Origin of the sequence: Lysobacter daejeonensis GH1-9, from assembly GCF_000768355.1 — a bacterium.
In the GTDB taxonomy this organism is placed as follows: Bacteria; Pseudomonadota; Gammaproteobacteria; order Xanthomonadales; family Xanthomonadaceae; genus Aerolutibacter; species Aerolutibacter daejeonensis.
This window is the reverse complement of record NZ_AVPU01000019.1, coordinates 1-25190: the sequence shown is the minus strand read 5'-3', so window position 1 is coordinate 25190 and position 25190 is coordinate 1. Positions and strand designations below refer to the sequence as shown.

Annotated in this window: 25 protein-coding genes, 4 tRNA genes and 1 pseudogene; 19 read left to right on the top strand and 11 right to left on the bottom strand. The window is 68.0% G+C overall.

What is annotated here, in order from left to right:
- The first annotated feature begins 8 nt into the window (after positions 1-8).
- Together N800_RS10820 and N800_RS10815 are read left to right on the top strand one after the other, a co-directional pair.
- The gene (locus N800_RS10820; RefSeq protein WP_156962967.1) at positions 9-500 is read left to right on the top strand and encodes a hypothetical protein; all 492 of its coding nucleotides are present in this window, start codon (positions 9-11) and stop codon (positions 498-500) included.
- Entirely contained in the window at positions 497-1888 is a 1392-nt protein-coding gene (locus N800_RS10815) for an NAD(P)(+) transhydrogenase (Re/Si-specific) subunit beta (protein WP_036138255.1), read from the top strand. Before N800_RS10820 ends, N800_RS10815 begins: the two co-directional genes overlap by 4 nt.
- 39 nt (positions 1889-1927) lie before the next feature.
- Here the strand turns inward: N800_RS10815 and N800_RS10810 are convergent, their stop codons facing one another.
- Positions 1928-2386, bottom strand: coding sequence for a hypothetical protein (locus tag N800_RS10810; RefSeq protein WP_036138252.1), 459 nt, complete (start codon positions 2384-2386; stop codon positions 1928-1930).
- Positions 2387-2662: 276 nt separating this feature from the next.
- Positions 2663-3184: a hypothetical protein gene (locus N800_RS10805; protein ID WP_036138250.1), complete on the bottom strand. Its 522-nt coding sequence runs from the start codon at positions 3182-3184 to the stop codon at positions 2663-2665.
- 137 nt (positions 3185-3321) lie between these two features.
- Between N800_RS10805 and pdxR the strand changes: the two genes are divergently transcribed.
- A complete protein-coding gene (gene pdxR, locus N800_RS10800; RefSeq protein ID WP_036138247.1) occupies positions 3322-4761 on the top strand; it encodes a MocR-like pyridoxine biosynthesis transcription factor PdxR in 1440 nt (479 codons plus the stop codon).
- Between the two features lie 54 nt (positions 4762-4815).
- Here pdxR and N800_RS10795 read toward each other — a convergent pair whose 3' ends face one another.
- Positions 4816-5226, bottom strand: a complete 411-nt coding sequence (locus N800_RS10795) for a hypothetical protein (RefSeq protein ID WP_036138244.1) — start codon at positions 5224-5226, stop codon at positions 4816-4818.
- A gap of 99 nt (positions 5227-5325) precedes the next feature.
- Between N800_RS10795 and sufT the strand changes: the two genes are divergently transcribed.
- From sufT to N800_RS16325, 3 genes and pseudogenes are all read left to right on the top strand, one after another.
- Entirely contained in the window at positions 5326-5877 is a 552-nt protein-coding gene (gene sufT / locus N800_RS10790) for a putative Fe-S cluster assembly protein SufT (protein WP_036138241.1), read from the top strand.
- Positions 5878-6332: 455 nt separating this feature from the next.
- Positions 6333-8045 (top strand): annotated as a pseudogene (locus N800_RS10785) (S8 family peptidase); the annotation flags it as partial.
- Positions 8025-8408, top strand: coding sequence for a proprotein convertase P-domain-containing protein (locus N800_RS16325; RefSeq protein WP_232227613.1), 384 nt, complete (start codon positions 8025-8027; stop codon positions 8406-8408). The pseudogene N800_RS10785 and the gene N800_RS16325, both read left to right, overlap by 21 nt.
- 170 nt (positions 8409-8578) lie before the next feature.
- Here the strand turns inward: N800_RS16325 and N800_RS10780 are convergent, their stop codons facing one another.
- The 3 genes from N800_RS10780 to wrbA form a co-directional block, all read right to left on the bottom strand.
- Positions 8579-9067 (bottom strand): asparaginase domain-containing protein, encoded by a 489-nt coding sequence (locus N800_RS10780; protein ID WP_036138239.1) that lies wholly within the window; start codon positions 9065-9067, stop codon positions 8579-8581.
- A gap of 129 nt (positions 9068-9196) precedes the next feature.
- On the bottom strand, positions 9197-9556 hold the full coding sequence (locus N800_RS10775) for a DUF2069 domain-containing protein (RefSeq protein WP_198032524.1): 360 nt from the start codon (positions 9554-9556) through the stop codon (positions 9197-9199).
- Positions 9553-10176: an NAD(P)H:quinone oxidoreductase gene (gene wrbA, locus N800_RS10770; RefSeq protein WP_198032526.1), complete on the bottom strand. Its 624-nt coding sequence runs from the start codon at positions 10174-10176 to the stop codon at positions 9553-9555. Before wrbA ends, N800_RS10775 begins: the two co-directional genes overlap by 4 nt.
- Before the next feature lie 52 nt (positions 10177-10228).
- On the opposite strand from wrbA, the gene N800_RS10765 reads away from it, so the two are divergent.
- Both N800_RS10765 and N800_RS10760 read left to right on the top strand, forming a co-directional pair.
- On the top strand, positions 10229-11497 hold the full coding sequence (locus N800_RS10765) for a YihY family inner membrane protein (RefSeq protein WP_036138237.1): 1269 nt from the start codon (positions 10229-10231) through the stop codon (positions 11495-11497).
- Positions 11498-11500: 3 nt separating this feature from the next.
- Positions 11501-12133 (top strand): TlpA family protein disulfide reductase, encoded by a 633-nt coding sequence (locus N800_RS10760; protein ID WP_425476511.1) that lies wholly within the window; start codon positions 11501-11503, stop codon positions 12131-12133.
- Positions 12134-12139: 6 nt separating this feature from the next.
- Here N800_RS10760 and ppk2 read toward each other — a convergent pair whose 3' ends face one another.
- The 5 genes from ppk2 to hemA form a co-directional block, all read right to left on the bottom strand.
- Positions 12140-12919, bottom strand: coding sequence for a polyphosphate kinase 2 (ppk2, locus tag N800_RS10755; protein ID WP_036138235.1), 780 nt, complete (start codon positions 12917-12919; stop codon positions 12140-12142).
- Positions 12916-13344 (bottom strand): helix-turn-helix domain-containing protein, encoded by a 429-nt coding sequence (locus N800_RS10750; RefSeq protein ID WP_232227609.1) that lies wholly within the window; start codon positions 13342-13344, stop codon positions 12916-12918. Before N800_RS10750 ends, ppk2 begins: the two co-directional genes overlap by 4 nt.
- A gap of 73 nt (positions 13345-13417) precedes the next feature.
- Entirely contained in the window at positions 13418-15148 is a 1731-nt protein-coding gene (locus tag N800_RS10745; RefSeq protein WP_052108162.1) for an O-linked N-acetylglucosamine transferase, SPINDLY family protein, read from the bottom strand.
- Complete coding sequence (gene prfA / locus N800_RS10740) at positions 15145-16248, bottom strand: peptide chain release factor 1 (RefSeq protein WP_036138233.1); 1104 nt, start codon at positions 16246-16248, stop codon at positions 15145-15147. Before prfA ends, N800_RS10745 begins: the two co-directional genes overlap by 4 nt.
- On the bottom strand, positions 16226-17512 hold the full coding sequence (hemA, locus tag N800_RS10735) for a glutamyl-tRNA reductase (protein ID WP_036138230.1): 1287 nt from the start codon (positions 17510-17512) through the stop codon (positions 16226-16228). The genes prfA and hemA overlap by 23 nt, the downstream gene beginning before the upstream one ends.
- Before the next feature lie 83 nt (positions 17513-17595).
- Between hemA and N800_RS10730 the strand changes: the two genes are divergently transcribed.
- The 11 genes from N800_RS10730 to N800_RS10680 all read left to right on the top strand — a co-directional run bounded on the left by N800_RS10730 (position 17596) and on the right by N800_RS10680 (position 25119).
- Positions 17596-19278, top strand: coding sequence for a tetratricopeptide repeat protein (locus N800_RS10730; RefSeq protein ID WP_036138228.1), 1683 nt, complete (start codon positions 17596-17598; stop codon positions 19276-19278).
- Positions 19275-19937, top strand: a complete 663-nt coding sequence (gene lolB, locus N800_RS10725; protein ID WP_036138225.1) for a lipoprotein insertase outer membrane protein LolB — start codon at positions 19275-19277, stop codon at positions 19935-19937. The genes N800_RS10730 and lolB overlap by 4 nt, the downstream gene beginning before the upstream one ends.
- Positions 19934-20911, top strand: coding sequence for a 4-(cytidine 5'-diphospho)-2-C-methyl-D-erythritol kinase (gene ispE / locus N800_RS10720; RefSeq protein ID WP_232227608.1), 978 nt, complete (start codon positions 19934-19936; stop codon positions 20909-20911). The genes lolB and ispE overlap by 4 nt, the downstream gene beginning before the upstream one ends.
- A gap of 12 nt (positions 20912-20923) precedes the next feature.
- Positions 20924-21001: transfer RNA gene (locus tag N800_RS10715), tRNA-Gln, on the top strand.
- Between the two features lie 39 nt (positions 21002-21040).
- The gene (locus tag N800_RS10710; RefSeq protein WP_036138223.1) at positions 21041-22000 is read left to right on the top strand and encodes a ribose-phosphate diphosphokinase; all 960 of its coding nucleotides are present in this window, start codon (positions 21041-21043) and stop codon (positions 21998-22000) included.
- A gap of 126 nt (positions 22001-22126) precedes the next feature.
- Positions 22127-22744, top strand: coding sequence for a 50S ribosomal protein L25/general stress protein Ctc (locus N800_RS10705; protein ID WP_036138221.1), 618 nt, complete (start codon positions 22127-22129; stop codon positions 22742-22744).
- A gap of 54 nt (positions 22745-22798) precedes the next feature.
- Positions 22799-23380, top strand: coding sequence for an aminoacyl-tRNA hydrolase (gene pth / locus N800_RS10700; RefSeq protein ID WP_036138216.1), 582 nt, complete (start codon positions 22799-22801; stop codon positions 23378-23380).
- A 142-nt stretch (positions 23381-23522) separates the two neighbouring features.
- Positions 23523-24614, top strand: coding sequence for a redox-regulated ATPase YchF (gene ychF, locus N800_RS10695; protein WP_036138214.1), 1092 nt, complete (start codon positions 23523-23525; stop codon positions 24612-24614).
- A 137-nt stretch (positions 24615-24751) separates the two neighbouring features.
- Positions 24752-24837: transfer RNA gene (locus N800_RS10690), tRNA-Tyr, on the top strand.
- A gap of 91 nt (positions 24838-24928) precedes the next feature.
- A tRNA-Gly gene (locus N800_RS10685) sits at positions 24929-25002 on the top strand.
- 41 nt (positions 25003-25043) lie between these two features.
- Positions 25044-25119: transfer RNA gene (locus N800_RS10680), tRNA-Thr, on the top strand.
- The last annotated feature ends 71 nt before the right edge of the window (positions 25120-25190 follow it).

The following is a 25190-nucleotide window of genomic DNA, read 5'->3' as shown; positions in this document are numbered from 1 at the left end:
CGTCCGCCATGATGGCGCGCCCAGGCAATTCGGCCCGCGGCGTATTCCAGCGGCTGAACTACCTGCAGTACCCGGCGCTTCTGGTGGCGACCGCCTATGCGGCCAAATCGGGCTGGTCGTCGTCGCTCGTCAAGTCCACCGGTTGGTCGCCGGTCTTCGACGACCTCAACTACGTCCTGCTGTACGCGGGCATTGGTGTTGGCCTGGCCTCGCTGCAGGACCCGACAAAGACCCAGAACGAGATATCGCGCCGGGTCTGGCAGGATCCGGGCAAGGGCCGCTGGATGCTGATCCTGCTGAGTACCTACACGCTTGGCGCGATGGTGATCGGCCTGGTGGGCGCCTACATGGCCGATACCACCGTGGTCAACCAACTGTCCCTGGGCCTGGTCGCGCTCGGCCTGGGCTTTGTGGGGCTGCTCAAGACCGCGATCGAGATGCGCGAACACCATCGGCTGGACAAGCAGCCCACGACGACTTCGGATAGGAGCCAAGCATGAGTGCGCTGACCCTGGTGAAGCTGAGTTATTTCGTTGCGGCCACGCTGTTCCTGCTGGGCTTGCAGCGCATGGCCAGCCCCAAGACGGCGCGCAGCGGCATCCAGTGGGCCGGCGTGGGCATGCTGATCGCCACCGTGGCCACCTTCTTCCTGCCGGGCCTGCACAACGTCGGGCTGATGATCGTGGCCATTGTCATCGGCGTGGCGTTGAACTGGGCGTGGGGCAAGAAGGTGGCCATCACCGACATGCCGCAGATGGTGGCGCTGTTCAATGGCATGGGCGGCGGTTCGGCGGCGGCGATTGGCGCTGTGGAACTGGTTCGCTTCTCGGCGGGCGAGCCACCGCCGTCCACGTTCACGCTGTCGTTGGCGGTCACCGGTGCCTTGATCGGCGCGGTGTCGCTGACCGGTTCCGTGATCGCATGGGCCAAGCTCGACGGGCGCATGGACAAGCGCTACACGTTCCGCGGGCAGCAATGGTTCAACGCGCTGGTGGCGTTGGCTGCGGTGCTGTGCGGCGTGATGGCGCTGCAGACGCTGGCGATGCCGTGGATCATCGCCTTCTTCGCGCTGGCGCTGGCGTTGGGCGTGCTGATGACGCTGCCGATCGGTGGCGCGGACATGCCCGTGGTCATTTCGCTCTACAACGCCTTCACCGGCTTGGCCGTGGCGTTTGAAGGCTACGTGCTGGGCAACGAGGCGTTGATCATCGCCGGCACCATGGTCGGCGCGGCCGGCATGCTGCTGACCCGGCTGATGGCCAAGGCGATGAACCGCAGCATCAAGAACGTGCTGTTCTCCAACTTCGGTGGCGGCGGCGCGTCCATGCAGGAGATCGGCGGCTCGATGAAGCCGATCGAGGCCGGTGATGTCGCCGCGATGATGGCCTACGCCGAGCGCGTGGTGATCGTGCCCGGTTACGGCCTGGCCGTGGCGCAGGCGCAGCACAAGGTGTGGGAACTCACGCAGAAGCTGATGGAGCGCGGGGTGAAGGTGAAGTTCGCCATCCACCCGGTGGCGGGCCGCATGCCGGGCCACATGAACGTACTGCTGGCCGAGGCCGGCGTGCCTTACGACCTGATTGCCGACATGGACGACATTAACCCCGAGTTCCCGACCACCGACGTGTCGCTGGTGATCGGCGCGAACGACGTGGTCAACCCGGTCGCCAAGACCGACCCCGCCAGTCCGATCTTCGGCATGCCGATCCTGGACGTGGTGGCGTCGAAGAACACCATCGTGATCAAGCGCGGCAAGGGCACGGGTTTTGCCGGCATCGAGAATGCGCTGTTCTATGCCGACAACACGCGCATGCTCTATGGCGATGCGGCCAGCATGGTGGCCGCGCTGGTCAGCGAACTGAAGGCGCTGGACGGTGGCGGGCACTGAAGCCCGCCGCCGCCGTGATCCGGGCCGTTCGTGCCCGGATCAGGGGTAACAGATCTCGCCTACGATGAAGGTCGTGATCATGCCCCCGCCCTTCTTGCCACTGACGAAGAAGTGCCCGCTGGCTCCCTCGTATTGCCCCGTCGCCCCGACGATTTCCTGGTAGGCAGTCACCACCCCCGTGGCGCCACTGGTGGTCACGCCGGTCTCGCGCATCGCCAGGTTGCCGTAGGCGGTGCGGTATTCGAATGGGCCGCTGTAGGAAATGAAGGAAGGCGAGGTTGCCGGCCCGAGGCGCGCGCTGTCGGCGGCGAAATGCGTCGTGCCGCGCAGGCCGTGGTTTCCGTCCACTTCGCCGAGGAAGCACGAGGCCAGGCCGGCATTGCAGCCTTCGGTTGCACTCACTTCCACGAGGTCGGCATGGATCTTCTTGCATTCGCTGGCCTGTACCGGTCCAACTGCGGCGGCGAGGACGGTGATCAGGCAGGTAACGGCTTTCATGGCGTTCTCCTTGGCTGGATGGCACCAGTGCGCGACCTGGTACCAGGCAATGCCCCCTGGCGTGCGCGCGAGGCATGGATCTCCAATGCAGATTTCCGGCGCCCCTTCCGGTGAGCGTGTCGCCGTGGCGGGCGATTCGCGAAGGGGTGATGGGCCAGAAACTAGCGACCCGTTCGGGAAACGTGGAGAACCAATCCAGCCATGTCCGGCGGAGCCAATCCGCGAACAGGTGCGGAGCCATGCCCTGCCGGAAAGCCTCAGACAGGTGAGTGCACCTCAAGACGCCCGGGGGGATTCGCCGAGCCGATGCCGCGTGAGTAGCGCGGCTGGGATGCCGACCAGCAAGGGGTAGGCGGCAATGCAGGCCAGTGTCCATTCGATCGGATGCGACCGCGACGCGGCGGCGGATGCCAGCGGCACAATGACTTCGAACAACACCACGTAAACCGTCACGCCGAACAGTGCGCCCATCCGCACCGGACGTTCGCGCAGGCGGACATGGCGCTCGGCCAGCCGGTAGTAGGCGGCCACCACGGCAGTGGTCAGGTGGGCGTACAGGGCCAGCCCCAGCAGTGCCGTGGCAGGGCCGCCGGAGAGGGCGGCGTCGCGGCCGAGCATCCACGCCGCAATCGATTGCGGGATGCGGATGGGGTCGACGCCGGAGCGCAGCCACCAGAACCCCGCGGCAAAGGCCAAATCGAGGCCGCCGAGCAGCACGCCGCAGGCGGCAAGCCAGCACCACAGCGGCATGTGCAGCGAGGGTCGGAAGGCAAGGGTCGTGCTGCGCATCGCATTCATCGGGAACTCCGTCGGCGGAGGAGGGGCTTGCGGGAGTGGCACCATCAAAGGCTTCGGAATTGGCACTGGCAAGATCCAATTGATCCGGTTCGAATAGGGCCAATCCGATGGATGGGCCATCCGCCTCTGGAGCCGGCATGCACCTCCAACTCGACGGTCGTGGCCCATTGCACGCCCAGTTGACCCGGGCGCTGAAGGCGGCAGTGTTTGCCGGCCGCCTCCACCAGGGGGCGCGCCTGCCGGCCACCCGCCAACTGGCACACGAACTGGGTGTCTCCCGCAACACGGTGCTGGCCGCCTACGAACAACTGCACGCGGAGGGCTTCGTCGACGGCCGGGTGGGTTCGGGCAGCTACGTGACCCCGCCGTTGCAGACCCTTCGCCCGGTGCGCGCGCTGCCGGCGATGTTGGCGCCACAGTCCGAGTTCGCCCGCCGTGGCCGGCAGTACCACGACCACGCGCGGATGCCGGGCCGGCGGATCGACGGCGTACGCTACTCCTTCCAGTACGGCATGCCGGTCACCAATCCAGCCTTGACCAGCGCGTGGGCCCGAGAACTGGCACACGCGGCGGCGTACACCGCGCCCAGCTACCCGATGAGCCAGGGGTTGCCGGCCCTGCGGGAGGCCGTGTGCGACTACCTCGCCCGGCGCCGTGGCGTGCAGGCGCGCCCTGAGGATGTGGTGATCGTCGACGGCACCCAGCAGGCTGTAGCGCTGACCGCGCGTGTACTGCTGGACCCGGGCGACACCGCGGTGCTTGAGGAACCGCATTACGCCGCGATCCGCGAAGTGTTGCAGATCCACGGTGCCCGGCTGCAATCGATCGCCGTGGACGGGCAGGGCCTGCGCTGCGACGCTTTGCCAAGCGAGGGCGCCAAGCTGGTCTGCGTCACGCCATCGCATCAGTTTCCCAGTGGCGTGGTCATGTCGTTGCCGCGTCGGCTGGAGCTGCTCGACTACGCCCAGCGCCACGGTGGCTGGATCCTGGAGGACGACTACGACGGCGAGTTCCGTTACGACGCGCAGCCGTTGGCGGCACTGCGCTCGCTGGACGAACACGGTCGCGTGATCTACGTCGGCACCTTTTCCAAGGTGATGTTTCCTTCGCTGCGGCTGGGCTACGTGGTGGTGCCGGCCGGGTTGCGTGGCGATTTCGTGAACGCCAAGTGGCAGGACGATTTCGGCTCGCCCGGCATCGAACAGGCGGCGCTGGCGCGGTTCATGGCCGAAGGTGGTTTCGAGCGGCACCTCCGGCGCACCTGGAAGACGCTCAAGGAACGCCGGACCGCGCTCCTTGGCGGCTTGCTGCGCTGTAGTGCGGGCCGGTTGCAGATCAACGATTCGCACGCCGGCATGCATCTGGTGGTGTGGCTCAGGGAGCGCTCGCGCGAGGAAGGCGAGGCGTTCATCGCGCGCGCGCGCAGCCTGGGCCTGGGGCTGTACTCGATCGCGCCGTATTACCTGGCGCCCCCTGATCGGGCCGGGTTGCTGCTGGGCTACTGCGGACTCTCGGTGGCGGAAATCGACGCGGCGGTGGAGCGGTTTGCGGCCTGCCTCGACGAGATGTGGCGTTAGCGGCGCGCGAAAGACGCGCAAAGGTCAAGGGGGCCGCCCCGCGCTCGCCGTGGGTCAGCGCGCCACCCAAAATGCGGCGACCAGCGCTGCCGCGATCCATGCCACATCGAGTGGTCCGTTGGCCAGTCGCGCCAGCGTCAGGGCGTGATCGCTGCCCAGCCGGGTAATCGACTCCCACGGCTTGAGGCCCATCATCCCGCCAAGTTGCCCGGCGATGATCGCCCAGTTGGCGATCACGGCCATCGCCGCCGTGCCACCCACCGCGGCCAGCACCCGGCTGGGGCGTGCGGGCCAGCCGCTCAGGCGCAACATCCACGCCACGTCCAGCGCACCGATCACCGCCAGCCAGCTCACCTGCCGGTTGGTGTAGAGCGCCACCAGGCTCCAGATCGCGGCAAACCCGAGTACGGCCAGGGCCAGCAGCAGGGGTGACAGCCAGGGAATGCGTTGGGAGGACGGGGGCATGGGGACGAATGGTCGAGCAGGCCGCACAGCATAGCGGGGACCCGGGAGGGGTCAATTTGGACTAGAATGGTCCCATTCGAATTCAGCCCCCATTCCTCCATGTATTCCCGCAGCAGCGAGCCCGTCCGATTCGAGCGCGATTGCGACGTCGTGATGGTCCCGCAGGGTGACAAGGTCACCCTGCCGGCCGGCAGCGTCGGCTACATCACCCAGGCCCTGGGTGGCAGTTACACCGTCTTCGTGGAAGGCAACCTGTTCCGCGTGGCCGGCGGCGACGCCGATGCCATCGGCAAGGAGCCGGTGCCGCCGCTGGAACTGCCGGAGGGTGCCGACGACGAGGCCGTCGAGCAGATGGTGTGGAGCCAACTGCGCACGTGTTTCGACCCGGAAATCCCGATCAACATCGTCGACCTCGGGCTGGTGTACGAGGCGTCGGTGAAGTCGCGCGAGGATGGCCAGCGCGACATCGCCATCCGCATGACGCTGACCGCGCCGGCCTGTGGCATGGGCGACATCCTGGTCGCCGACGTGCGCGACAAGGTGGAAATGATCCCGACCGTGGCCGAGGCGGACGTCGAACTGGTGTTTGATCCGCCGTGGAATCGCAACATGATGTCGGAGATCGCCCGGCTCGAAACCGGCATGCTCTAAGGGCCATCTGCTGCCCGCATTGGTGGCCGGTTTCTCGGCGAGGCTGAACCGCCGGAGCCAACGATTTTTGCTGTGTGGCTTTCCGTGCGCGCGGATCCGGATGACCCTCACCTTCCCGGTCGCTCGAGTCCTGCCGGGTCAGGACGGTCCTTGGGTCCCCGGCTTCGGCCGGGGGCTTGCCATCGGGGGCATGCGTTGGGCAGCACGCGGGGGTTCCGCGCATGCCTGCCAACTGTGGAGTCCGCCGTGAAAATTGCTGCGGGCGCAGCGTGAGCCGGCCCTTAAACGTGTGTAGCGTCCCAATGCGGTCAACCCCGGGGGGGAGTTGGCCGCTCCCGTCCGTTCACAGGATTGACCCGAGGCCCAGTGCCTCGATGTCGTCCGGTGGCCGCGACGCCACTACCGCCACCGCGCGGGATGCGCGGTGTATCCAAACCATTTCGGGGTTTATCGCAATGACCAAGTCAGTTTCGCGTCCTGTCCGCGTGCATGTGCTTGCTGCAGCCACGGCGCTCGTTCTGTCCACGTCCATTCTGGCGCCGACGCACGCCGCCGGCCGCATGGACCTGAGCGGCCTGCAGGCCGGCCAGCCGAATGATCGCTTTATCGTGAAGTACCGCGACGGCAGCACCAGCGCCTCGGGCATGCAGCGCTCGCTGCAGGCCGCCGCAGCCGGCGCGGGCAAGGGCCTGGGCCTGAGCCACGTGCGTCGCATCGCCACCGGTGCCGAGGTCGTGCGCGCCAGCCGCAAGCTGGACCGCGCGGAGGCCGAATCGCTGATGCGCCAGATCGCCGCCGACCCGAATGTCGAATACGTCGAGGTCGACAAGATCAACAAGCCGATCTTCGTGCCCAATGACACCAACTACTCCCAGCAGTGGGGCTTCAACGGCACCTACGGCATCAAGGCCCCGCAGGCTTGGGACGTGACCAGCGGTACCGGTGCGGTCGTCGCGGTGCTCGACACCGGCATCACCAACCACAGCGACCTCAACGCCAACGTCCTGCCGGGTTATGACTTCATCGGCGACACCGCGGTGTCCAACGATGGCAACGGCCGTGACAGCGACCCGAGCGACCCGGGCGACTGGGTGACCGCCAACCAGTGCGGTGGCACCCACTCGGCGCAGAACTCCAGCTGGCACGGTACCCACGTGGCCGGCACCATCGCCGCCATCACCAACAACGCCAAGGGTGTTGCCGGTACCGCCTACGGCGCCAAGATCGTCCCGGCCCGCGTGCTGGGCACCTGCGGTGGCTACGACTCCGACATCGCCGACGCCATCATCTGGGCCTCGGGCGGCACCGTGAGCGGCGTGCCGGCCAACGCCAACCCGGCCGAAGTCATCAACCTGAGCCTCGGCGGCTCGGGCGCGTGCGGCACCACCACCCAGAACGCGATCAACAGCGCGGTCAGCCGTGGCACCACGCTGGTCATTGCCGCAGGCAACGACAACGTCAACGTGTCCAACGCCTCGCCGGCCAACTGCAACAACGTCATCGCGGTGGCTTCGATCACGAGCACCGGCGCGCGTTCGAGCTTCTCCAACTACGGTTCGCTGATCGACATCGCCGCGCCGGGTTCCAGCATCATGTCGACGCTGAACTCCGGTACCACGACGCCGTCGACCGAGTCGTACGCCTCGTACAACGGCACCTCGATGGCGACCCCGCACGTGGCCGGTGTCGTGGCGCTGTTGCAGTCGGTGGCGACCACGCCGAAGACCCCGGCGGAAGTCGAGGCGCTGATCAAGGGCAACGTCACCGCGTTCCCGTCCACCCCGTCGCAGCCGATCGGCCCGGGCATCCTCAACGCCAAGGCCGTGGTTGACGCCGTCAATGGCACCACGCCGCCGCCCACCGGCAACACCCTGACGAAGGGCGTTGCGGCGACCGGTCTATCGGCCTCGACCGGCGCGTACGTGAAGTACACGATGGACGTGCCGGCCGGCGCGACCAACCTGACCTTCACCCTGTCTGGCGGCACCGGTGACGCAGACATGTACGTCAAGTTCGGTGCCGAGCCGACCGACACCGTGTACGACTGCCGTCCGTACAAGACCGGCAACGCCGAGACCTGCACCTTTGCCGCGCCGTCGGCCGGCAAGTACTACGTCAACATCAAGGCGTACTCGACGTTCTCGGGTGTGAGCCTGCTGGGTGACTACGCCACCGGTGGTGGCGGCAGCCGCCAGACCTACAGCAACACCGCCGACTACGCCATCGCCGACAACACCACCGTGGACAGCCCGATCACGGTGTCCGGCCGCAGCGGCAATGGCCCGTCCGATGCCTCGGTGTCGGTCGATGTCCGCCACACCTACCAGGGCGACCTGAAGGTGGACCTGGTGGCTCCGGACGGCACCCTGTACAACATTCACAACCGCACCGGTAGCAGCACGGACAACGTCATCAAGACCGTGACGTTCAACCTGACCAGCGAAGTCCTCAACGGCACCTGGAAGCTGCGCGTCAACGACAATGCGGCCGGCGACACCGGCTACATCAACAGCTGGAGCATCAACTTCTGATCGCGGTCGAAGGATCGAAGTAAGCAAAAAGCCCCGGGTCATCCCCGGGGCTTTTCTTTCCGAGCGAGCGGATGGCAGGCCGTCGGCGCAAACGCGACGAGGATGTCCGCAGTCTCAGGTCTCGCCAGCACGCATCCGGCGTTTGCCTTGCCGCAACCGCCAGCAGGTGCTCAATCCGCCGATTCGAACCGGTTGGCCTCGACGTTCTTGCGCACCTTCGCCGGGTCCCAGATGCGTCCGTTCATGGCGATGTAGACACCCGGCGGCAGCGACTGCACCGCGCCCACCGCGGTGCCGATGTTGAACTCCGCATCCGAACCACGGAAGCGGGCCGGGTTGAGTGCGCCGGTCAGCACGATGGTCTTGTCCTTGATGCTGGACAGGACCTTGGCCGTGGCGACCATGCTGTCGGTGCCGTGCGTCACCAGCACGTGACGGGCCTCCTGCGCGGCGATGGCGGCGCGGACCAATTCGCGGTCCTCATCGGTGATGTGCAACGAGTCCTTGCGGATGATCGGGATCACGTTGTAGCGGAACGCCACGCCCAACTCGTCGAGGATGTGGCCGATCTGCGGCTCGCCGACCTGGTAATCCGACTTGTCGTCGAAGTAGATCTTGTCGATCGTGCCGCCGGTGGTGACGATGCAGAGCTGGTCCATCGCGCAGGGTCTTTCAGGTTCGGGGGCGTAATTATAGTCCCCTTGGGGCATCGTCCCGAGGGCGCCCCGGCCTTGACCTGGCGTCGCGCGCCCCAACGCGGGGGCATCCATTCCGAAAGCCTAGGCGAGTCAGCCCTTGCGCTTGCCGGCAAACCGCGACTGCAATCCCGGCAGGCTGGCCGCAAAAACCACCACCACCGCCAAGGCCAGCACCGCCAGCGCGAAGCCACGCTCGGGTGGGCGGCTCCAGGCGACCATCACCCCGTGGCTGAACCAGAACAGTGCCAGCACCGCCGCCCAGAATCCGGCTGTGCGCCGGCGGCGCCAGACGCCCAGTGCCAGCAGCGCCGGCGGCAGGGCGAACACCAGCCACTCGGCCCACGGATTGGCGTCGTGACTGAACCAGGCGACATACAAGGCGGCCAGCGCGACGAGGGACATCAGCAGTACGACGCGTGCGCGCGCCCGCAACGGGGTCAGCTCGTTCATTGGTTGAGCCTCGCCGCGATTTGCGCCAGCCGCCGGCCCAAGGCGCGTGCCAGCACGGCCTCGTCGTCGGTGGTGCGCGGGTCGTCCTCCACGCCGGCCACGTGGCTGGCGCCATACGGCGTGCCACCACCGCGCGTGGTGCTGAGCACCGGCTCGGTAAAAGGAATGCCCGTGATCAGGCAGCCGTGGTGCAGCAATGGCAGCATCATCGAAAGCAACGTGCTTTCCTGTCCGCCGTGCTGGGTGGAGGTGGAGGTGAACACCGCTGCCGGCTTGCCGACCAGCGTGCCACTGGCCCATTCACTGCCCAGGCCATCCATCCAGTACTTCAGCGGTGCGGCCATGTTGCCGAAACGGGTGGGGCTGCCGAGCGCGAGGCCCGCGCATTCCACCAGGTCGCGCGGCTCCACGTAGGGGGCGCCTTCCTCGGGTACGGGCGGGGCCGCCGCCTGGGTCACCGCCGCCACCGGCGGGACGGTACGCAGGCGTGCGCTGACGCCTTCGACTTCGCCGATACCGCGCGCGATCTGCCGCGCGAGCTTCGCCACCGAGCCGCCGCGGCTGTAATAGAGCACCAGGATTTCCAGGGTCGCGTCCTCATCGCTGCCGGGCAGCGCCAGCGTGAAGCATAGGCGATGCCGACGATGGTGCCCATCGGTTACCCTGCCGGCAATGGAGCCATTGAACACCCTCTATCGCTGGAGCGAGCGTGCGCGCGACCGGGCGCGCGTGAGCACCTTCTTTCGTTTCCTGGCCCGGCGCTTCCTCGACGACAACCTGTTCCAGGCCGCGGGCGCGCTGTCGTTCACCACGGTGTTCGCGCTGGTGCCGCTGTCGATGGTCGTGTTTGGCGTGCTGTCCGCGTTCCCGGTGTTTTCCGAGTGGAGCGACAAACTCAGCGACTACGTGTTCTCGAACTTCGTGCCTTCGTCGGCGCGTTCGGTCGAGGCCTACCTCAAGCAGTTGTCCAGCAACATCGGCCAGCTCACCACCGCCGGCGTGATCGCTTTGGTCATCTCGCTGCTGATCACCCTCAACGGGGTCGAGGCCACCTTCAACCGCATCTGGCGGGTGCATGCCGCGCGGCCGCAGCTGGGGCGCTTCCTGGTGTACTGGACGGTGTTGACGCTGGGTGCGTTGATGGCCGCCGCCAGCCTGGCGTTGTCGGCGCGTTTCTTCGCGATGGCCGTGTTCGAGACCGATGCGGGACACTTGCTGGAGAGTGCGCTGCTGCGGCTGGCGCCCATGGCCATCGAACTGCTGGCCTTCGCCGCCATCTACCGGGTCGTGCCGCACCGCACCGTGAAGTGGCGGCACGCCCTCGCCGGCGCATTGCTGGCGACGCTGCTGCTGGAGACGGTGAAGTCGGTGATGAGTCTGTACCTGGGCAGCTTCACCACCTACTCCAAGATCTACGGCACGCTGGCCTTTGTCCCGATCTTCCTGTTGTGGATCTACGTGGGCTGGGTATCGATCCTGCTCGGCGCTTCGCTCGCGTCGTCCGTGTCCGCGTTCCGCTACCAGCCGGCGGCGATGCGGCTGCCGCTGGGGTACGAGATGTACGGCCTGCTGCGCCTGCTGTCGCGGTTCCAGGAAGCGCGCGCCCAGGGGCATGGCCTGCATAGCGATACCATCCAGCAACTGGAACCGATCCTCACCGACAGCCTGGTGCAGGAGATGCTGGGCCAGCTCAACGACATCCGGGTGGTGCGCCGCGCCGAGGACGGCGAATGGTTGCTGTCGAGGGACCTGGACGAACTGACTCTGGCCGAACTTTACGAGGCCTGCCAACTGCGCATTCCCATTGCCGAAGCGCACCTGCCGTGCCGCGACGATGCACTGGGCCATTCGGCCGTGGCGGCGATGGACGAACTGCGCATCCCTCTGCGCGAACTGTTGAAGCGGCGGGTGGCTTCCATCCACGCCGAATCCAAGGAGTAACCGATGTTGCATCTGCGCGTGGCGGCAATGACCGCATCCCTTTGCCTGCTGGCGGCTTGCGGGCAGCGTCAGCAAGCGCCTGAGCAGGCCGCGGCCAAGCCCGAGACCGTGGTGTCCGCGCCAGAACAGGCACCCGCCGCGCCGCAGGCTGCTGGCGATGCAGCGACACCTGCTTCAGATGCAGCGACACCCGCTTCTCCGGATGCGGCGGCTTCCCCCGCCATGCCCCAACTCAAGCTGCCCCTGGTTGACGGCACGCCTTACGACCTGGCCGCCCACCGCGGCAAATGGGTCGTGGTCAATTTCTGGGCCACGTGGTGCGGCCCATGCCTGAAGGAAATGCCCGAGCTGTCCGCGCTGGACGCCATGCGCGACCACATCGAGGTGATTGGCCTGGCCTATGAGGAGATCGATGCCGAGGCGATGCAGGCCTTCCTCAAGGAACACCCGGTGGTCTATCCGATCGCCATCGTCGACACCTTCGACCCGCCCAGGGATTTCGACACGCCGCGCGGTCTGCCGATGACGTACCTGATCGGGCCCGATGGCAAGGTGGTGGACAAGGTGCTGGGGCCGGTCACCGCCAAGAGCATCGAGGCGGCCATCGCCAAGGCGGGCGGCCCCAAAGCGGGCTGACCCGAGTCAGTCGACCGGGTAATCCGGAATCGGCTTCAGCACGCCATACCGCTCCTTGCGCGGCTTGCCCTGAAGGGGCGGCAGCTCGATGCCATTCGGGGGCACGCGGGTATCGGGAAGGCGGTCGAGCAGGTTGCGGATCAAGGTCAACCTGCCGCGGCGCTGGTCGTTGAAATCCACCAGGGTCCAGGGTGCATGCGCGGTATGCGTGGCCTTCAGCATGGCCTCGCGGGCACGGGTGTACTCGGCGTAGCGCTCGCGCGCCTGGACGTCGATCGGCGACAGCTTCCAGCGTTTCAGCGGATCCTGCGATCGCTCGGAAAACCGCTCCTCCTGCTCGGCCTGGTTGCAGGACAGCCAGTACTTGAACAGCAGGATGCCGTCATCCACCAGTAGCTTCTCGAACACCGGTGCCTGCTGCAGGAAGGCCTTGACCTGCGCCGGCGTGGCGAAGCCCATCACCTGTTCCACGCCGGCGCGGTTGTACCAGCTCCGGTCGAACAGGGTGATCTCGCCAGCGGCAGGCAGGTGCGCCGCATAGCGCTGGAAGTACCACTGCGTCGCCTCGCGTTCGCTGGGCCTGGGCAACGCCGCGATCCGGCATTGGCGCGGGTTGAGCGTATCGGCGATGGCGTTGATGGCACCGCCCTTGCCCGCGGTGTCGCGGCCCTCGAACAGCACCACCAGCCGTTGGCCGGTGTGCTGCACCCAGTGCGCCATCGCCACCAGCGCCAGTTTCATCGGCTCGAGGGCGGCCTCGTAATCCTTGCGCTTGAGGCCGCTCATGCACGCGTGGCCGGCTTGGGTGGCTTGGGAGAGGCGGCACGCCTCGCGGACTGGCGCGGAGCCGCGGCGGGGCGGGGCGCTTCGTCGGCGCGCGGTCGGCGTCGTGCATTGCCTGCCATCGCGCAGGCTACTTCCAGCAACGCACCCTGCTGGCGCGTGTCCAGCGCGCGGTACGCCGCCAGGAGTTCGTGCTCGCCCGCCGTGCGCGCCGGATCGAAGGTACTGGCCAATTCCGACAGCAGGGCGCCCACCGGCACACCGAACGTGCGGGCCAGCGCATCCAGTTGGTCGCGGCCGGGGCTTTTCTCGCCGCGCAACCACGCGCTGACCGTTTCCACGCCCGCCCGCGGGATCGCCGTGGCGATGTCGGCGGCATTGAGGCCGCGTGCAAGCGCCAGCAGGCGCAGGGTGGTGGCGAGGGGCATCGGCGGACTCCTTCCTGGCACGCGTGCAGCCTAACCCGACGGGGGCGGGGGGCGTCCAGCCTTGAGTGTCGGCTCAGGTGAAGTCGTGCGGTTCCGGCGGCGATCCCTGCCGCTGCCGGTGCGCCATCCAGCGGACGGCCGCCGCAAAGTCGGCAGCGAAACCGGGCATGTCGAACAGGCCCGATGCCGCCCGCCGATCCGTGAGCGTGGCGCGCAGCGCCGCCAGCTGCTCCGGCGCGTTGCCCAAGGCTACCGCGGTGCGAATGAAGGCCGCATCGTCCTCCACGTTCATCGACGCCATGCCGAGGTGGTGGTTGAGGCTGCCGGCCACGCGGGACGCGAAGGTATCGCCCGGGCACGTGAGTACCGGACAGCCCGCCCACAACGCATCGGACGCCGTGGTGTGCGCGTTGTAGGGATGCGTGTCGAGGAACAGGTCCGCGTGCTGCAGGCGCGCCAGATACTCAGGATGCGGCTGCTTGCGCATGAATACCAGCCGCTCCGGCGCGACGCCGCGCTCGGCGGCGAAGGCGCGCAGCCGGGCGTCGGCGCTCCCCGGTCCCGACAGCAGCCAAAGCACGCTGCCGGGTACGCCTTCCAGCACCTGCAGCGCGCGTCCGAAACTGCGGGGATTGAGCTTGTAGCTGTTGTTGAAACAGCAGAACACCACGCCTTGGGCCGGCAGTCCGCAGGCCTCGCGCGACGGCGGGGTTGGAATCGGCCGCTGGCTGTCCGAGGGCTGGAAGCAGCGTGGCAGCCGCACCACCTTCTCGCTGAAATGCGAGGCCAGCGACGACGGCAGGACGAACCGGTCGGCGATGACATAGTCGATCCACGGGGCGCCGCTGGTGCCGGGGTAAGCCAGCCAGTTCACCTGCAAGGGGGCGGGGCGCATCGCCAGTACTTCCGGCGCGCCGCCGCCGCCCCAGCCGCGCAGGTCCGCCAGTACCTCGATGCCAGCCGCGCGGATCCGCGAGGCCACGCGCGCGTGTGCCAGCGCGTGAACCTCATGCCACTGGTGCGCGGCCGCCTTCAAGCGGGAGCGCACGGCGCTGCCGTCGTCAGCGTTCAGCGCAAACAGGTGGACTTCGATGCCGGCCACTTCCCGAAGCGCTTCCAGCATCGCCACCGTCAGCAGCCCGGTCGGGTGCGCGCCAAACCCGTTGGACAGCAGGCCCAATCGCACCGGGGCGTCCTTCGCTGTCGGCGGCAAAGGTGGAAAGGCCACGGTCGCGCGGGCCAGCGGCGCCGCTCGCAGTTGGGCGCAGCGCAATTGCTCATCAGGTCCGGCGTCCTCGCTGAGAAACGCGAAGGGCTCCACCGCCGCGGAACCGACACGCACGGCGTTACGCACCTGCCGGGAGAGCGCATCGAGGTCGCGCCAGTCGCAGAGCTTGCGCTGCCACGCCAGGCGATAAGCGGCCAGTTGCGGCTGCTCCGGCGCCAATGCATGGGCGTGGGCATAGGCTTCGGCGGCCGCCTCGGCTTCGCCGGTGTCTTCCAGTACGTGCCCCAACCAGAGGGCGATGCCGGGATGCCCGGGCGCGGCCGTCGCGGCCGCCCGCAAGCTCCGTGCGGCTTCTTCGAAACGGCGCTGCATCCACTGCGCGCGCCCCAGCCGCGCCAATGCCTCTGGATGGCCGGGCGCCAACGCCAGCGCGCGGCGTGCCGCGGATTCGCCGGTGCCCGCGTCGCCGGCATCCAACGCCTCCTCGGCCAGCACGACCCAAGCGATCGGATTGCCCGGCTCGCGCTCCACCGCTTGTCGTGCAGCACCCAGTGGATCGCGGCCCATTACGCTCATGCGTTTGCCGTCAGTCGTGCCAGCTCGTCGGCCTGGTGTTCCTGCTGCAGCCGGCTGATCAATGCATCGAGATCGCCGGTCAGCACGTTGGGCAGGTCATACAGGGTCAGGCCCTCCACGCGGTGGTCGGTGATCCGGCCCTGCGGGAAGTTGTAGGTGCGGATGCGCTGGCTGCGGTCGCCGCTGCCCACCTGCAGCTTGCGCGTCTCGGCCACGGCTGCGGCGGCCTTGGCGGCCTGCGCTTCGGCCAGCATCGCGGCCAAGCGCTTCATCGCCTTGTCGCGGTTGGCATGTTGGCTGCGTTCGGTCTGGCTTTCCACCACCACGCCGCTGGGCAGGTGGGTGATGCGGATGGCCGAGTCGGTCTTGTTGACGTGCTGGCCGCCCGCGCCGGAGGAGCGGAACGTATCCACCTTCAGGTCGGCAGGGTTGAGCTCGATCGGCTCGCCCTCCGGTTCCACCGGAATGATCGCCACCGTCGCCGCCGAGGTGTGGATGCGGCCCTGCGACTCGGTCTCCGGCACGCGCTGCACGCGGTGGGTGCCCGATTCGAACTTGAGCTTCGAATACGCGCCCGCGCCCTGCACCAGGGCGATCACTTCCTTGAAGCCGCCGTGTTCGCCGGGGTTGGCCGATTCGACTTCGACACGCCAGCCCTGGCGTTCGGCGTATCGCGCGTACATGCGGAACAGGTCGCCGGCGAAGATCGCCGCCTCGTCGCCTCCGGTGCCCGCGCGTACCTCGAGGTAGATGTCGCCGTCGTCGCGCGGATCGCGCGGGATCAGGTGCGCCATCAGCTCCGCCTCCAGCATCTCCAGTCGCGCGGTGGCGCTGGCGATCTCGTCGTCGGCCAGTTCGCGCATCGCGGCGTCGTCGCGCAACGCAGGATCGTTGCGCATGGCCTGCGCCGCCTCCAGGTCGCACTTGGCCTGCGCCTCGGCGGCCAGCGCGGTTGCCACCGGTTCCAGCTGGGCGAACTCGCGCGAATACCGGCGGAACTGCGCCGCATCGCCGATCACCGCGGGATCGGCCAGCATGCGTTCCAGTTCCTCGCGCCGCTCGGCGAGTGCTTCGAGCTTACGGCGCAGGGTCGGCGTCATCGGGCGGGGTCGATCCGGAGTCGGGGGCGGGAAACATGCGGTCCGCGGCGCGGGCCAGGTCGTGGTTGCCGGTCAGCGCCGCTTCGCGCAACGCGATGGTCGGCGCATGCAGCAGCCGGTTGGTCAGCGTGTGGGCGAGGAAGTCGAGTACTTCCGACGGGTCCTGGCCAGAGGCGAGTTGCTGCCGCGCCTTCGCCAATGCCTCGGCCTTGGCGGCCTCACCGTGCGCGCGCAGGCGCTTGAGCGGCGCGGTGCGCGTGCTCGCCACCATGGTCTCGACGAAGCGCGCCACCTGCAGGTCGACGATGGCTTCCGCTTCGGCGGCGGCCTCACGGCGGCCGCGACGGTTGTCCTCGATCGCGCGTTCCAGGTCGTCGACGGTGTACAGGAACACGTCGCGCAGGTCGGCCACGTCGGGCGCGATGTCGCGCGGTACCGCCAGGTCGAGCAGCAGCATCGGCCGATGCTTGCGTGCCGCCAGCGCTGACGCGACGTGCGGCTTGTGCAGGATCGGGTCGCGCGCCGCCGTGGCGGAAAACACCACGTCAGCCTCGGCCAGGTGTCGCTCCAGTTCGGTCAGCGGCAACGCCACGCCGCCGTGTCGGCTGGCCAGCTCCTGCGCGTGGGCGAGGGTACGGTTGGCCACCAGCAGGCGCTTGGGCCGTGCCTGTGCCAGGTGGCGTGCCGCCAGCTCGATGGTCTCTCCGGCGCCGATCAGCAGCACGGTGGACTCCTCGATCCGCGCGAACGATTCCTGCGCCAGGCGCACCGCCGCCGACGCCACCGACACGGGGTTCGCGCCGATGCGGGTGTCGGTGCGTGCGCGCTTGGCGGTGGAGAAGGCCTGCTGGAACAACCGGTCCAACTGCGTCCCCAGGCTGCCGGCTTCGCGCGCGGCGGCCCAGGCGTCCTTCACCTGGCCCAGGATCTGCGGCTCGCCCAGCACCAGCGAGTCCAGCCCCGTGGCCACGCGGAACAGGTGGCGCACGGCGTCGGAGTCGCGGTGCCGGTACAGGTAGGCGTCCAGGTCGGCATTGCCGGTGCCATGGGTCGACAGCCAGTCGGCCAACGCCACGCCGTCATCGTCGGTCACCGCATACAACTCCGTGCGGTTGCAGGTGGACAGCAAGGCCACCTCGCGCACCGTGGGCAACTCGCGCAGCGCCTCCAGCGCCGAGGTCACCCCGTCGCCGGAAAACGACACCCGCTCGCGCAGGCTTACCGGCGCGGTCTGGTGATTGAGGCCGAGGACGAACAGGCTCATGGATCGGTCGGACTTCCGTTCAGGTGCTTGCGATAAGCTGCTGGCTACCGTGGGCCGCCATTCTACCGGCCTGAACCCGTCCCATGCCCGTTACCGTGCGTTCCACTGCCGTCGCCGTTCTCGTCGCGCTCAGTCTGGCCGGGGCCGTCCAAGCCGCGCCGCCCGCGACGGCGCCCGCAACCGACCCCGTCGGCGAGGCCATCGAGCCGCTGCTCGCTGGCGAGTTCGCGTTGCAGTCCGGCAAGCTGGATGAGGCCGCACGCTGGTACCTGGAAGCTGCCCGGACCGCGCAGGACAAGGCGCTGGCCGAGCGCGCCACGCGCATCGCGCTGCTGGCCAAGGACGACGCCCGCGCCACCGAGTCCCTCGCCCTGTGGCGGCGATTGGGCGGCTCAGGCCATGGGCTGACCGCCGCCGAAGCCACCCTCGCATTGCGCAAAGGGCAGGAGCGCGTCGCCCGCAGGCATCTGACAACGTTGCTGCGTAGCGGCGACCAGGAAGGCTGGCGCCAGGCCTTGTCCGTGCTCGGCGGCGGCGCGGGCGAGCCGGCCATTGCCACGCGATTGCTGACCCACATCCTCGACCGCAAGCTGCTGCCCAATGAATTGCAGGCCTGGCTGGCCTTCGGTGGCCTGGCGCAGCGCCTCGACCAGCCCAAGCTTGCCGAACGCATCGTCGCCGAAGTGGTGAACCGTTTCCCCGGCGAGCCGCGCGTGGCTCTGTTGCGCGCCAGCCAGCTGCGTGAAGCGGGCAAGAACGACGAGGCCAAGGCCGCGCTTGACGCCGTCGTTGACCGTGCCGCCTCCGACGCCAGCCTGCGTCTCGCCCTGGCCCAGGAATACGCCCAGTTGGGTGACCCGCGCCGTGCGGAAGCCATCCTGGCGGCCGGCCCGCAGGACGACGAAAGCTACGCGCACCGTGCCGCCTTGCTGGCCCGTGCGGAGGACAAGGCGGCCCTCGGGCGGCTTTACGAGGAGCTGGCGCGCGGCGCCTCCAAACCCGATCCGCAGCGACGCCTGTTGCTGGGGCAGATCGCCGAATTCCTCGACCGCCACGCCCAGGCCATTGACTGGTATGCCGGCGTGCCCAGTGGCCCGCTGCGTTGGCTCGCGCGGCTGCGTACCGCCAACGTGCTGCACGAAATCGGCCGCGGCCCGGAGGCCTACAAGGCGTTGCGTGACCTGCAGGCCGATGGCGCCGCCCCCGATGATGCGCGCCGCGATGCCTACCTGCTCGAAGCTTCGTTGCTCGCCAAGGACCGCAATGACGCCGGTGAACTGGATGCGTTCGCCCGTGGCCTGGCCGCCTTCCCCGACGATCTCGAGATCCTCTACGCCCGTGCGCTGGGCTGGGAACGGCGCGACGACATCGCGCGCGCCGAGGCGGACTTCCGCAAGATCCTGGTCGTCGAGCCCGACAGCGTCGCCGCGCTCAACGCATTGGGCTACACGCTGGCCGATCGCACCGACCGCTACCAGGAAGCGCTGGAGCTGATCGACCGTGCCCGCACTGCCGAGCCGGACAACGCCGCCATCATCGACAGCTACGGCTGGGTGCTCTATCGCCTGGGCCGCCTGCAGGACGCGCTGACGGAGCTGCGCCGCGCGTTCACCCTGCAGAAGGATCCCGAGATCGCCGCCCACCTGGGCGAGGTGCTGTGGAAGCTGGGCAAGACCGACGAGGCACGCAAGTACTTCGACGAGGCGCGCAAGCTTGACCCCGACAACCGCTCGCTCAAGCGCGCGCTGGAGAACGTTGGCGCATGATTTTCGGCTCGACTTCCGCCTGGCGCGTGGCAGCGCTGGTCACCCTGGCGGCCTTGGCAGGCTGCGCCACCGTGCCGCCCGCCAGCGTGCTTTCACCGGAGCAGCAGGCCGCCGCGGAGCGCCAGCAGTTGGCGCGCGAGGCGGAACTGCGTCGCCAGGTCGACTGGTCACTGGCAGGGCGTATCGCCGTGTCCAACGGCAGCAATGGCGGCAGCGGCCGCATCGACTGGCTGCAGGACCGCGCCGGCTACCGTGTCGCGCTCAGCGCCCCCGTCACGCGCCAGAGTTGGCAGCTCAGCGTCGACGGCGCCAGTGGCTTCGCGCGGCTGGAAGGCCTCGATGGTGGTCCCCGCACCGGACCGGACGCCGCGCTGCTGTTGCGCGAGGCGACGGGTTGGGACATCCCGGTCACCGCCCTGGGAGACTGGGTGCGTGGCCTGCGTGCGCCCGCGTCCGGAGGTGCGGTGATCCAGTTTGACCCGAACCTGCGCCCGGCCCGTATCGCCCAGGCCGGCTGGGACATCGCTTACACCTGGCCGGAAGACACGTCCGCCAACGCCCTGCCGACCCGCATCGATGCCCGCCGCGGCGACGCCCGCGTGCGCCTGATCGTCGACCAGTGGGGTGGCGCGGACACAAGCGACCTGGGCAGCCGGTGATCTCGATGCCGCCAAACGCTGCCGGCGGCGGCCACGCCAAGCCCGTGACCGGCTCTCCGGCCGACGCCCCATTGGGCGGGCAAATCCGGTCGCTTGACTACGAGGCTGCGCGTGGCCTGCACGAGGACTGGACGATCTGGCCCGCCCCGGCCAAGCTCAACCTGTTCCTGCGCATCGTCGGCCGCCGCGCCGACGGCTACCACCTGCTGCAGAGCGTGTTCCGCATCCTCGACTGGGGCGACACCCTGCGCCTGAGGGTGCGCGACGATGGTCGGATCGTGCGCCACGGTGGCTCGGTCGAAGGCGTGGCGGAGGCGGACGATCTCACGGTTCGTGCCGCGAAATTGCTTAAAAACGAAGCCAAATGTCAGCAAGGCGTCGACATTGTCATCGAAAAGCGCATTCCGGCGGGTGGTGGCCTGGGCGGTGGATCGTCCGATGCGGCAACGGTGCTGGTCGCGCTGAATCACCTCTGGGGTGTGGGATTCGACATCGGCCGACTTGCCGCCCTGGGGCTGGCCTTGGGCGCCGACGTGCCGGTCTTCGTGCGGGGTGACAATGCCTGGGCCGAAGGGGTGGGGGAGGAACTCAGCCCCATCGGCCTGCCGCCAGCGTGGTACCTGCTGGTGGCCCCGGGCGTACACGCGCCCACCGCGGCACTTTTCCAGTCCCCTGATTTGACGCGCAATGCTGCGCCCGCGACAATATCGGACTTCGTTTCGGGTGTACCGCTCGGCAATGCGTTCGAGCCGGTGCTGCGCGGGCGCGAACCGGCAGTCGATGCCGTGTTCCGGGCCCTGTTGCACGTCGGCACGCCGCGCCTGACCGGGTCCGGCAGCGTGGTCTTCGTCGAATTCGCCTCACGCGAATCGGCCGAGGCGGCGCTGGCGGCGCTGCCCTCGGGCCTGCAGGCCTGGGTGGCCGCGGGCGCTGCGCGTTCGCCGCTGCACGCCACGCTCGAAGCCAACCGCTAGACAAGTTACCGCAGGGGCGTCGCCAAGAGGCCTAAGGCACCGGGTTTTGATCCCGGCATTTCGTAGGTTCGAATCCTACCGCCCCTGCCATTTCGCCATTCCACGCCCCCAACCGCTGGAGTTTTTCCCGTGCAGACCGATCGCAACCTGCTGGTGTTCAGCGGCAACGCCAACCGCCCGCTTGCCGACGCCGTGTGCAAGGAGCTGGGCGTGCGTCCGGGCAAGGCCCTGGTCAGCCGGTTCTCCGACGGCGAAGTCCAGGTGGAGATCGAGGAGAACGTGCGCCGGCAGGAAGTGTTCGTCATCCAGCCGACCAACGCGCCGACTGCCGAGAACTTCATGGAACTGCTGGTGCTGGTGGACGCGCTCAAGCGCGCCTCCGCCGCCAGTGTGACCGCGGTGGTGCCGTACTTCGGCTATGCCCGTCAGGATCGTCGTCCGCGCTCCTCTCGCGTGCCGATCACCGCCAAGGTGGCCGCCAAGATGTTCGGCGCCGTTGGTACCGACCGCGTGCTGACCGTCGACCTGCACGCCGACCAGATCCAGGGCTTCTTCGACATGCCGGTCGACAACGTCTATGCCTCGCCACTGCTGCTGGCCGACATCTGGCGCGCGCACGGCACCGACAACATGGTGGTGGTCTCGCCGGACGTGGGCGGCGTGGTCCGCGCCCGCGCCATCGCCAAGCGCCTGGACGACGCCGACCTGGCCATCATCGACAAGCGCCGTCCGCGCGCCAACGTCGCCACGGTGATGAACATCATCGGTGATGTCGAGGGCAAGACCTGCGTGCTGGTGGACGACATCGTCGACACCGCCGGCACCCTGTGCGCCGCCGCCAACGCCCTCAAGGAGCGTGGCGCGCGCAAGGTCGCCGCCTACTGCACCCACCCCGTGCTGTCGGGCGCGGCCCTGGACAACGTCACCAAGTCACAGCTGGACGAGCTGGTGGTTACCGACACCATCAAGTTGTCCGACGCGGCCAAGGCCTGCGGCAAGATCCGCCAGCTCAGCGTCGCCGAGCTGCTGGCCGAAACCATCCGCCGCGTCGCCTTCGGCGAATCGGTCAGCTCGCTGTACGTCGACTGACGCCGGCGGCAGAACAGAACCCGCGGTCACGGCTTCGGCCGGGTCCGCAAACCGCTCACCTGGTCGCGGGTGAGCGTTCCTTCCCGCCGCAAGGCGGGGCCATTGCAAGCAAAGTGAGACACTGAAATGTCCGAACACACCATCAAGGCCACGAGCCGCGCTGTCGAGGGGAAGGGTGCGAGCCGCCGCCTGCGCCACGCTGCTTCGATCCCGGCCATCGTCTACGGCGGCAAGTCCGCGCCGCAGGCCATCCAACTGGACCACGAGAAGATCTGGCTCGCCCAGCAGAACGAGTGGTTCTACTCCTCGATCCTGAACCTGGACATCGACGGCAAGGTCGAGAGCGTGCTGCTGCGTGACATGCAGCGCCACCCGTTCAAGCAGATCATCATGCACCTGGACTTCCAGCGCGTGGACGCCAACCAGGCCCTGAAGGCCGCGGTGCCGCTGCACTTCCTGAACCAGGACAGCTCGCCGGCCGGCAAGGCCGCCGACGTGGTCATCACCCACGAGCTCAACGAAGTCACCGTCAGCTGCCTGCCGAAGGACCTGCCGGAGTTCATTGAGGTTGACCTGGGCGCGCTGAAGTCGGGCGACGTGATCCACCTGTCGCAGATCAAGCTGCCGAAGGGCGTCGAGCTGCCGGAACTGAAGCTGGGCAAGGAACACGACGTTGCCGTCGTGATCGCCAAGCCGGGCCGCGTTGAGGCCGAAGGCGCCGCCGAAGGCGAAGCCGCGGAGTAATCGCACTCCCGCACCCCGGCCGGCAGTCCGGTCGGGGTCGCGTGCGAATGACCGATGGCCGGTTTGCGCCTCATCGTCGGGCTGGGCAATCCCGGACCCGAACACACCCGGACCCGGCACAACGCCGGGTTCTGGTTTGTGGACGCCCTCGCCGAGAAATTCGGCGGGCGCTTCGGCCTGGAGTCAAAGCTGTTTGGCGAGACCGCCAAGGTCGAGATCGCCGGCCAGAACGTGTGGCTGCTCAAGCCCGCGACCTTCATGAACCTGTCCGGCAAGTCGGTCACCGCCGCGCTGCGTTACTGGAAGATCGAGCCGGAAGAAGCGCTGTTGGCGCACGATGAGCTCGACCTGCCGCCCGGTACAGCCCGTCTCAAGTTCGACGGCGGCCACGGCGGCCAGAACGGCCTGCGCGACACCGTCCGGCTGCTCGGGCACGGCAAGTTCCATCGCCTGCGCGTGGGCATCGGGCATCCGGGCCACAAGGACAAGGTCACCCCCTGGGTGCTCGGCCGTCCGGGCCAGGGCGACGAGGCCGCGATCCTGCGCGCCATCGACGACGCCATTGATGTCATGCCGCTGGCCGTGGCCGGCGACATCAACGAGGCCATGAAACGGCTGCACACCGCCCGGACATGACCGCGGCGGGGCCGGGCGCCACTGCGCCATCCCGCCACCCGGCCGCCGGAAGCGGCCGCCTGCAACACCGGGCCTGCCACCGTGCAGGCGTAATTTCCCGGGCCTGGTTCCGCCGGCCCACAACAGAGCGAGAACACGCGTCATGGGTATCAAGTGCGGCATCGTCGGTCTGCCCAACGTCGGCAAGTCGACCCTCTTCAATGCCCTGACCAAGGCCGGCATCGCCGCGGCCAACTTCCCGTTCTGCACCATCGAACCCAACGTCGGCGTCGTACCGGTGCCGGACCCGCGCCTCAACGCGCTGGCCGAGATCGTCAAGCCCGAGCGCGTGATCCCCACCGCCGTGGAGTTCGTCGACATCGCCGGACTGGTCGCCGGCGCCGCCAGCGGTGAGGGTCTGGGCAACAAGTTCCTGGCGCACATCCGCGAAGTGGATGCCATCACCCACGTCGTGCGCTGCTTCGAGAACGACGACGTCATCCACGTCAACAACAAGGTCGACCCGATCGCCGACATCGACACCATCGACACCGAGCTGGCCCTGGCCGACCTCGATTCGGTGGAGAAGGCCCTGCAGCGCGCCGAGCGCTCGGCCAAGACCGGCGACAAGGACGCCAAGGCCCGCGCCGAAGTGCTCGGCCGCGTCCGCGCTGGCCTCGACGCCGGCAAGGCGGCCCGCTCGCTGGGCCTGTCCGACGAGGACAAGGCGCTCCTGCGCGACCTGTTCCTGCTGACCCTCAAGCCGGTGCTGTACATCGCCAACGTGCTCGAAGACGGCTTCGACAACAACCCGCACCTGGATGCCGTGCGCGCCCGCGCCGTCACCGAAGGTGCCGAGGTCGTGGCCGTGTGTGCCGCCATCGAGGAAGAGCTGAGCCAGCTGGAGGATGAGGACCGCGACGCGTTCCTCACCGACCTCGGCCTCGAGGAGCCGGGCCTGAACCGCGTCATCCGCGCCGCCTACAAGCTGCTCGGCCTGCAGACCTACTTCACCGCGGGCGTCAAGGAAGTGCGCGCGTGGACCGTCAAGGCTGGCGCGACCGCGCCGCAGGCCGCCGCCGTGATCCATACCGACTTCGAGAAGGGCTTCATCCGCGCCGAGACCATCGGCTACGACGACTACCTCAAGTACAAGGGTGAGACCGGCGCGCGCGAAGCCGGGCGCATGCGTCTGGAAGGCAAGGAATATCGCGTGCAGGAAGGCGACGTCCTGCACTTCCGTTTCAACGTCTGAGGCCCGTCCGGGTCGGCAGGGGCAGGGGATTCGCGCTAGAATCAACGACCTGTCCCGCCGCCCGGGAACACGACGAAAATTTTCGCCATTCAGGCGTTGACTTCCACGATCAACACCGCCAGAATTGCGGGCTCTTCGGAGGGATACCCAAGCGGCCAACGGGGGCAGACTGTAAATCTGCTGGCTTACGCCTTCGGTGGTTCGAATCCACCTCCCTCCACCAGCTTCACCCGGTCCATTGGGCTTGGCGGAGAAAGCAGTAAACCGATGGCCTTACCAGTCGTCGGCGCAGTACCCAAGCAGGTCAGTCCGGCGCGGGAGTAGTTCAATGGTAGAACTGTAGCCTTCCAAGCTACTAGCGCGGGTTCGATTCCCGTCTCCCGCTCCACCATTGATTGCCGCGACAGTTTTGGCTTGCTTGTACAACGTGCTCACGTAGCTCAGTCGGTAGAGCACCTCCTTGGTAAGGAGGAGGTCGATGGTTCGATTCCATTCGTGAGCACCATCTTTCAAACGCATCCGCACAACCATTGAGAAGCAGCCATGGCCAAGGGTAAGTTCGAGCGCACCAAGCCG

Excerpts from the sequence above, each read along its gene's own strand:
- N800_RS10820 (WP_156962967.1), top strand. The coding sequence starts at position 9 with ATGATGGCGCGCCCAGGCAATTCGGCCCGCGGCGTATTCCAGCGGCTG.
- N800_RS10805 (WP_036138250.1), bottom strand. The coding sequence starts at position 3,184 with ATGAATGCGATGCGCAGCACGACCCTTGCCTTCCGACCCTCGCTGCAC.
- ychF (WP_036138214.1), top strand. The coding sequence starts at position 23,523 with ATGGGTATCAAGTGCGGCATCGTCGGTCTGCCCAACGTCGGCAAGTCG.
- pth (WP_036138216.1), top strand. The coding sequence starts at position 22,799 with ATGGCCGGTTTGCGCCTCATCGTCGGGCTGGGCAATCCCGGACCCGAA.
- N800_RS10795 (WP_036138244.1), bottom strand. The coding sequence starts at position 5,226 with ATGCCCCCGTCCTCCCAACGCATTCCCTGGCTGTCACCCCTGCTGCTG.
- lolB (WP_036138225.1), top strand. The coding sequence starts at position 19,275 with ATGATTTTCGGCTCGACTTCCGCCTGGCGCGTGGCAGCGCTGGTCACC.
- sufT (WP_036138241.1), top strand. The coding sequence starts at position 5,326 with ATGTATTCCCGCAGCAGCGAGCCCGTCCGATTCGAGCGCGATTGCGAC.
- pdxR (WP_036138247.1), top strand. The coding sequence starts at position 3,322 with ATGCACCTCCAACTCGACGGTCGTGGCCCATTGCACGCCCAGTTGACC.
- N800_RS10745 (WP_052108162.1), bottom strand. The coding sequence starts at position 15,148 with ATGAGCGTAATGGGCCGCGATCCACTGGGTGCTGCACGACAAGCGGTG.
- N800_RS10810 (WP_036138252.1), bottom strand. The coding sequence starts at position 2,386 with ATGAAAGCCGTTACCTGCCTGATCACCGTCCTCGCCGCCGCAGTTGGA.
- N800_RS10705 (WP_036138221.1), top strand. The coding sequence starts at position 22,127 with ATGTCCGAACACACCATCAAGGCCACGAGCCGCGCTGTCGAGGGGAAG.
- N800_RS10780 (WP_036138239.1), bottom strand. The coding sequence starts at position 9,067 with ATGGACCAGCTCTGCATCGTCACCACCGGCGGCACGATCGACAAGATC.
- N800_RS10815 (WP_036138255.1), top strand. The coding sequence starts at position 497 with ATGAGTGCGCTGACCCTGGTGAAGCTGAGTTATTTCGTTGCGGCCACG.
- N800_RS10775 (WP_198032524.1), bottom strand. The coding sequence starts at position 9,556 with ATGAACGAGCTGACCCCGTTGCGGGCGCGCGCACGCGTCGTACTGCTG.
- N800_RS10760 (WP_425476511.1), top strand. The coding sequence starts at position 11,501 with ATGTTGCATCTGCGCGTGGCGGCAATGACCGCATCCCTTTGCCTGCTG.
- prfA (WP_036138233.1), bottom strand. The coding sequence starts at position 16,248 with ATGACGCCGACCCTGCGCCGTAAGCTCGAAGCACTCGCCGAGCGGCGC.
- ppk2 (WP_036138235.1), bottom strand. The coding sequence starts at position 12,919 with ATGAGCGGCCTCAAGCGCAAGGATTACGAGGCCGCCCTCGAGCCGATG.
- N800_RS10765 (WP_036138237.1), top strand. The coding sequence starts at position 10,229 with ATGGAGCCATTGAACACCCTCTATCGCTGGAGCGAGCGTGCGCGCGAC.
- hemA (WP_036138230.1), bottom strand. The coding sequence starts at position 17,512 with ATGAGCCTGTTCGTCCTCGGCCTCAATCACCAGACCGCGCCGGTAAGC.
- N800_RS10730 (WP_036138228.1), top strand. The coding sequence starts at position 17,596 with ATGCCCGTTACCGTGCGTTCCACTGCCGTCGCCGTTCTCGTCGCGCTC.
- N800_RS10750 (WP_232227609.1), bottom strand. The coding sequence starts at position 13,344 with ATGCCCCTCGCCACCACCCTGCGCCTGCTGGCGCTTGCACGCGGCCTC.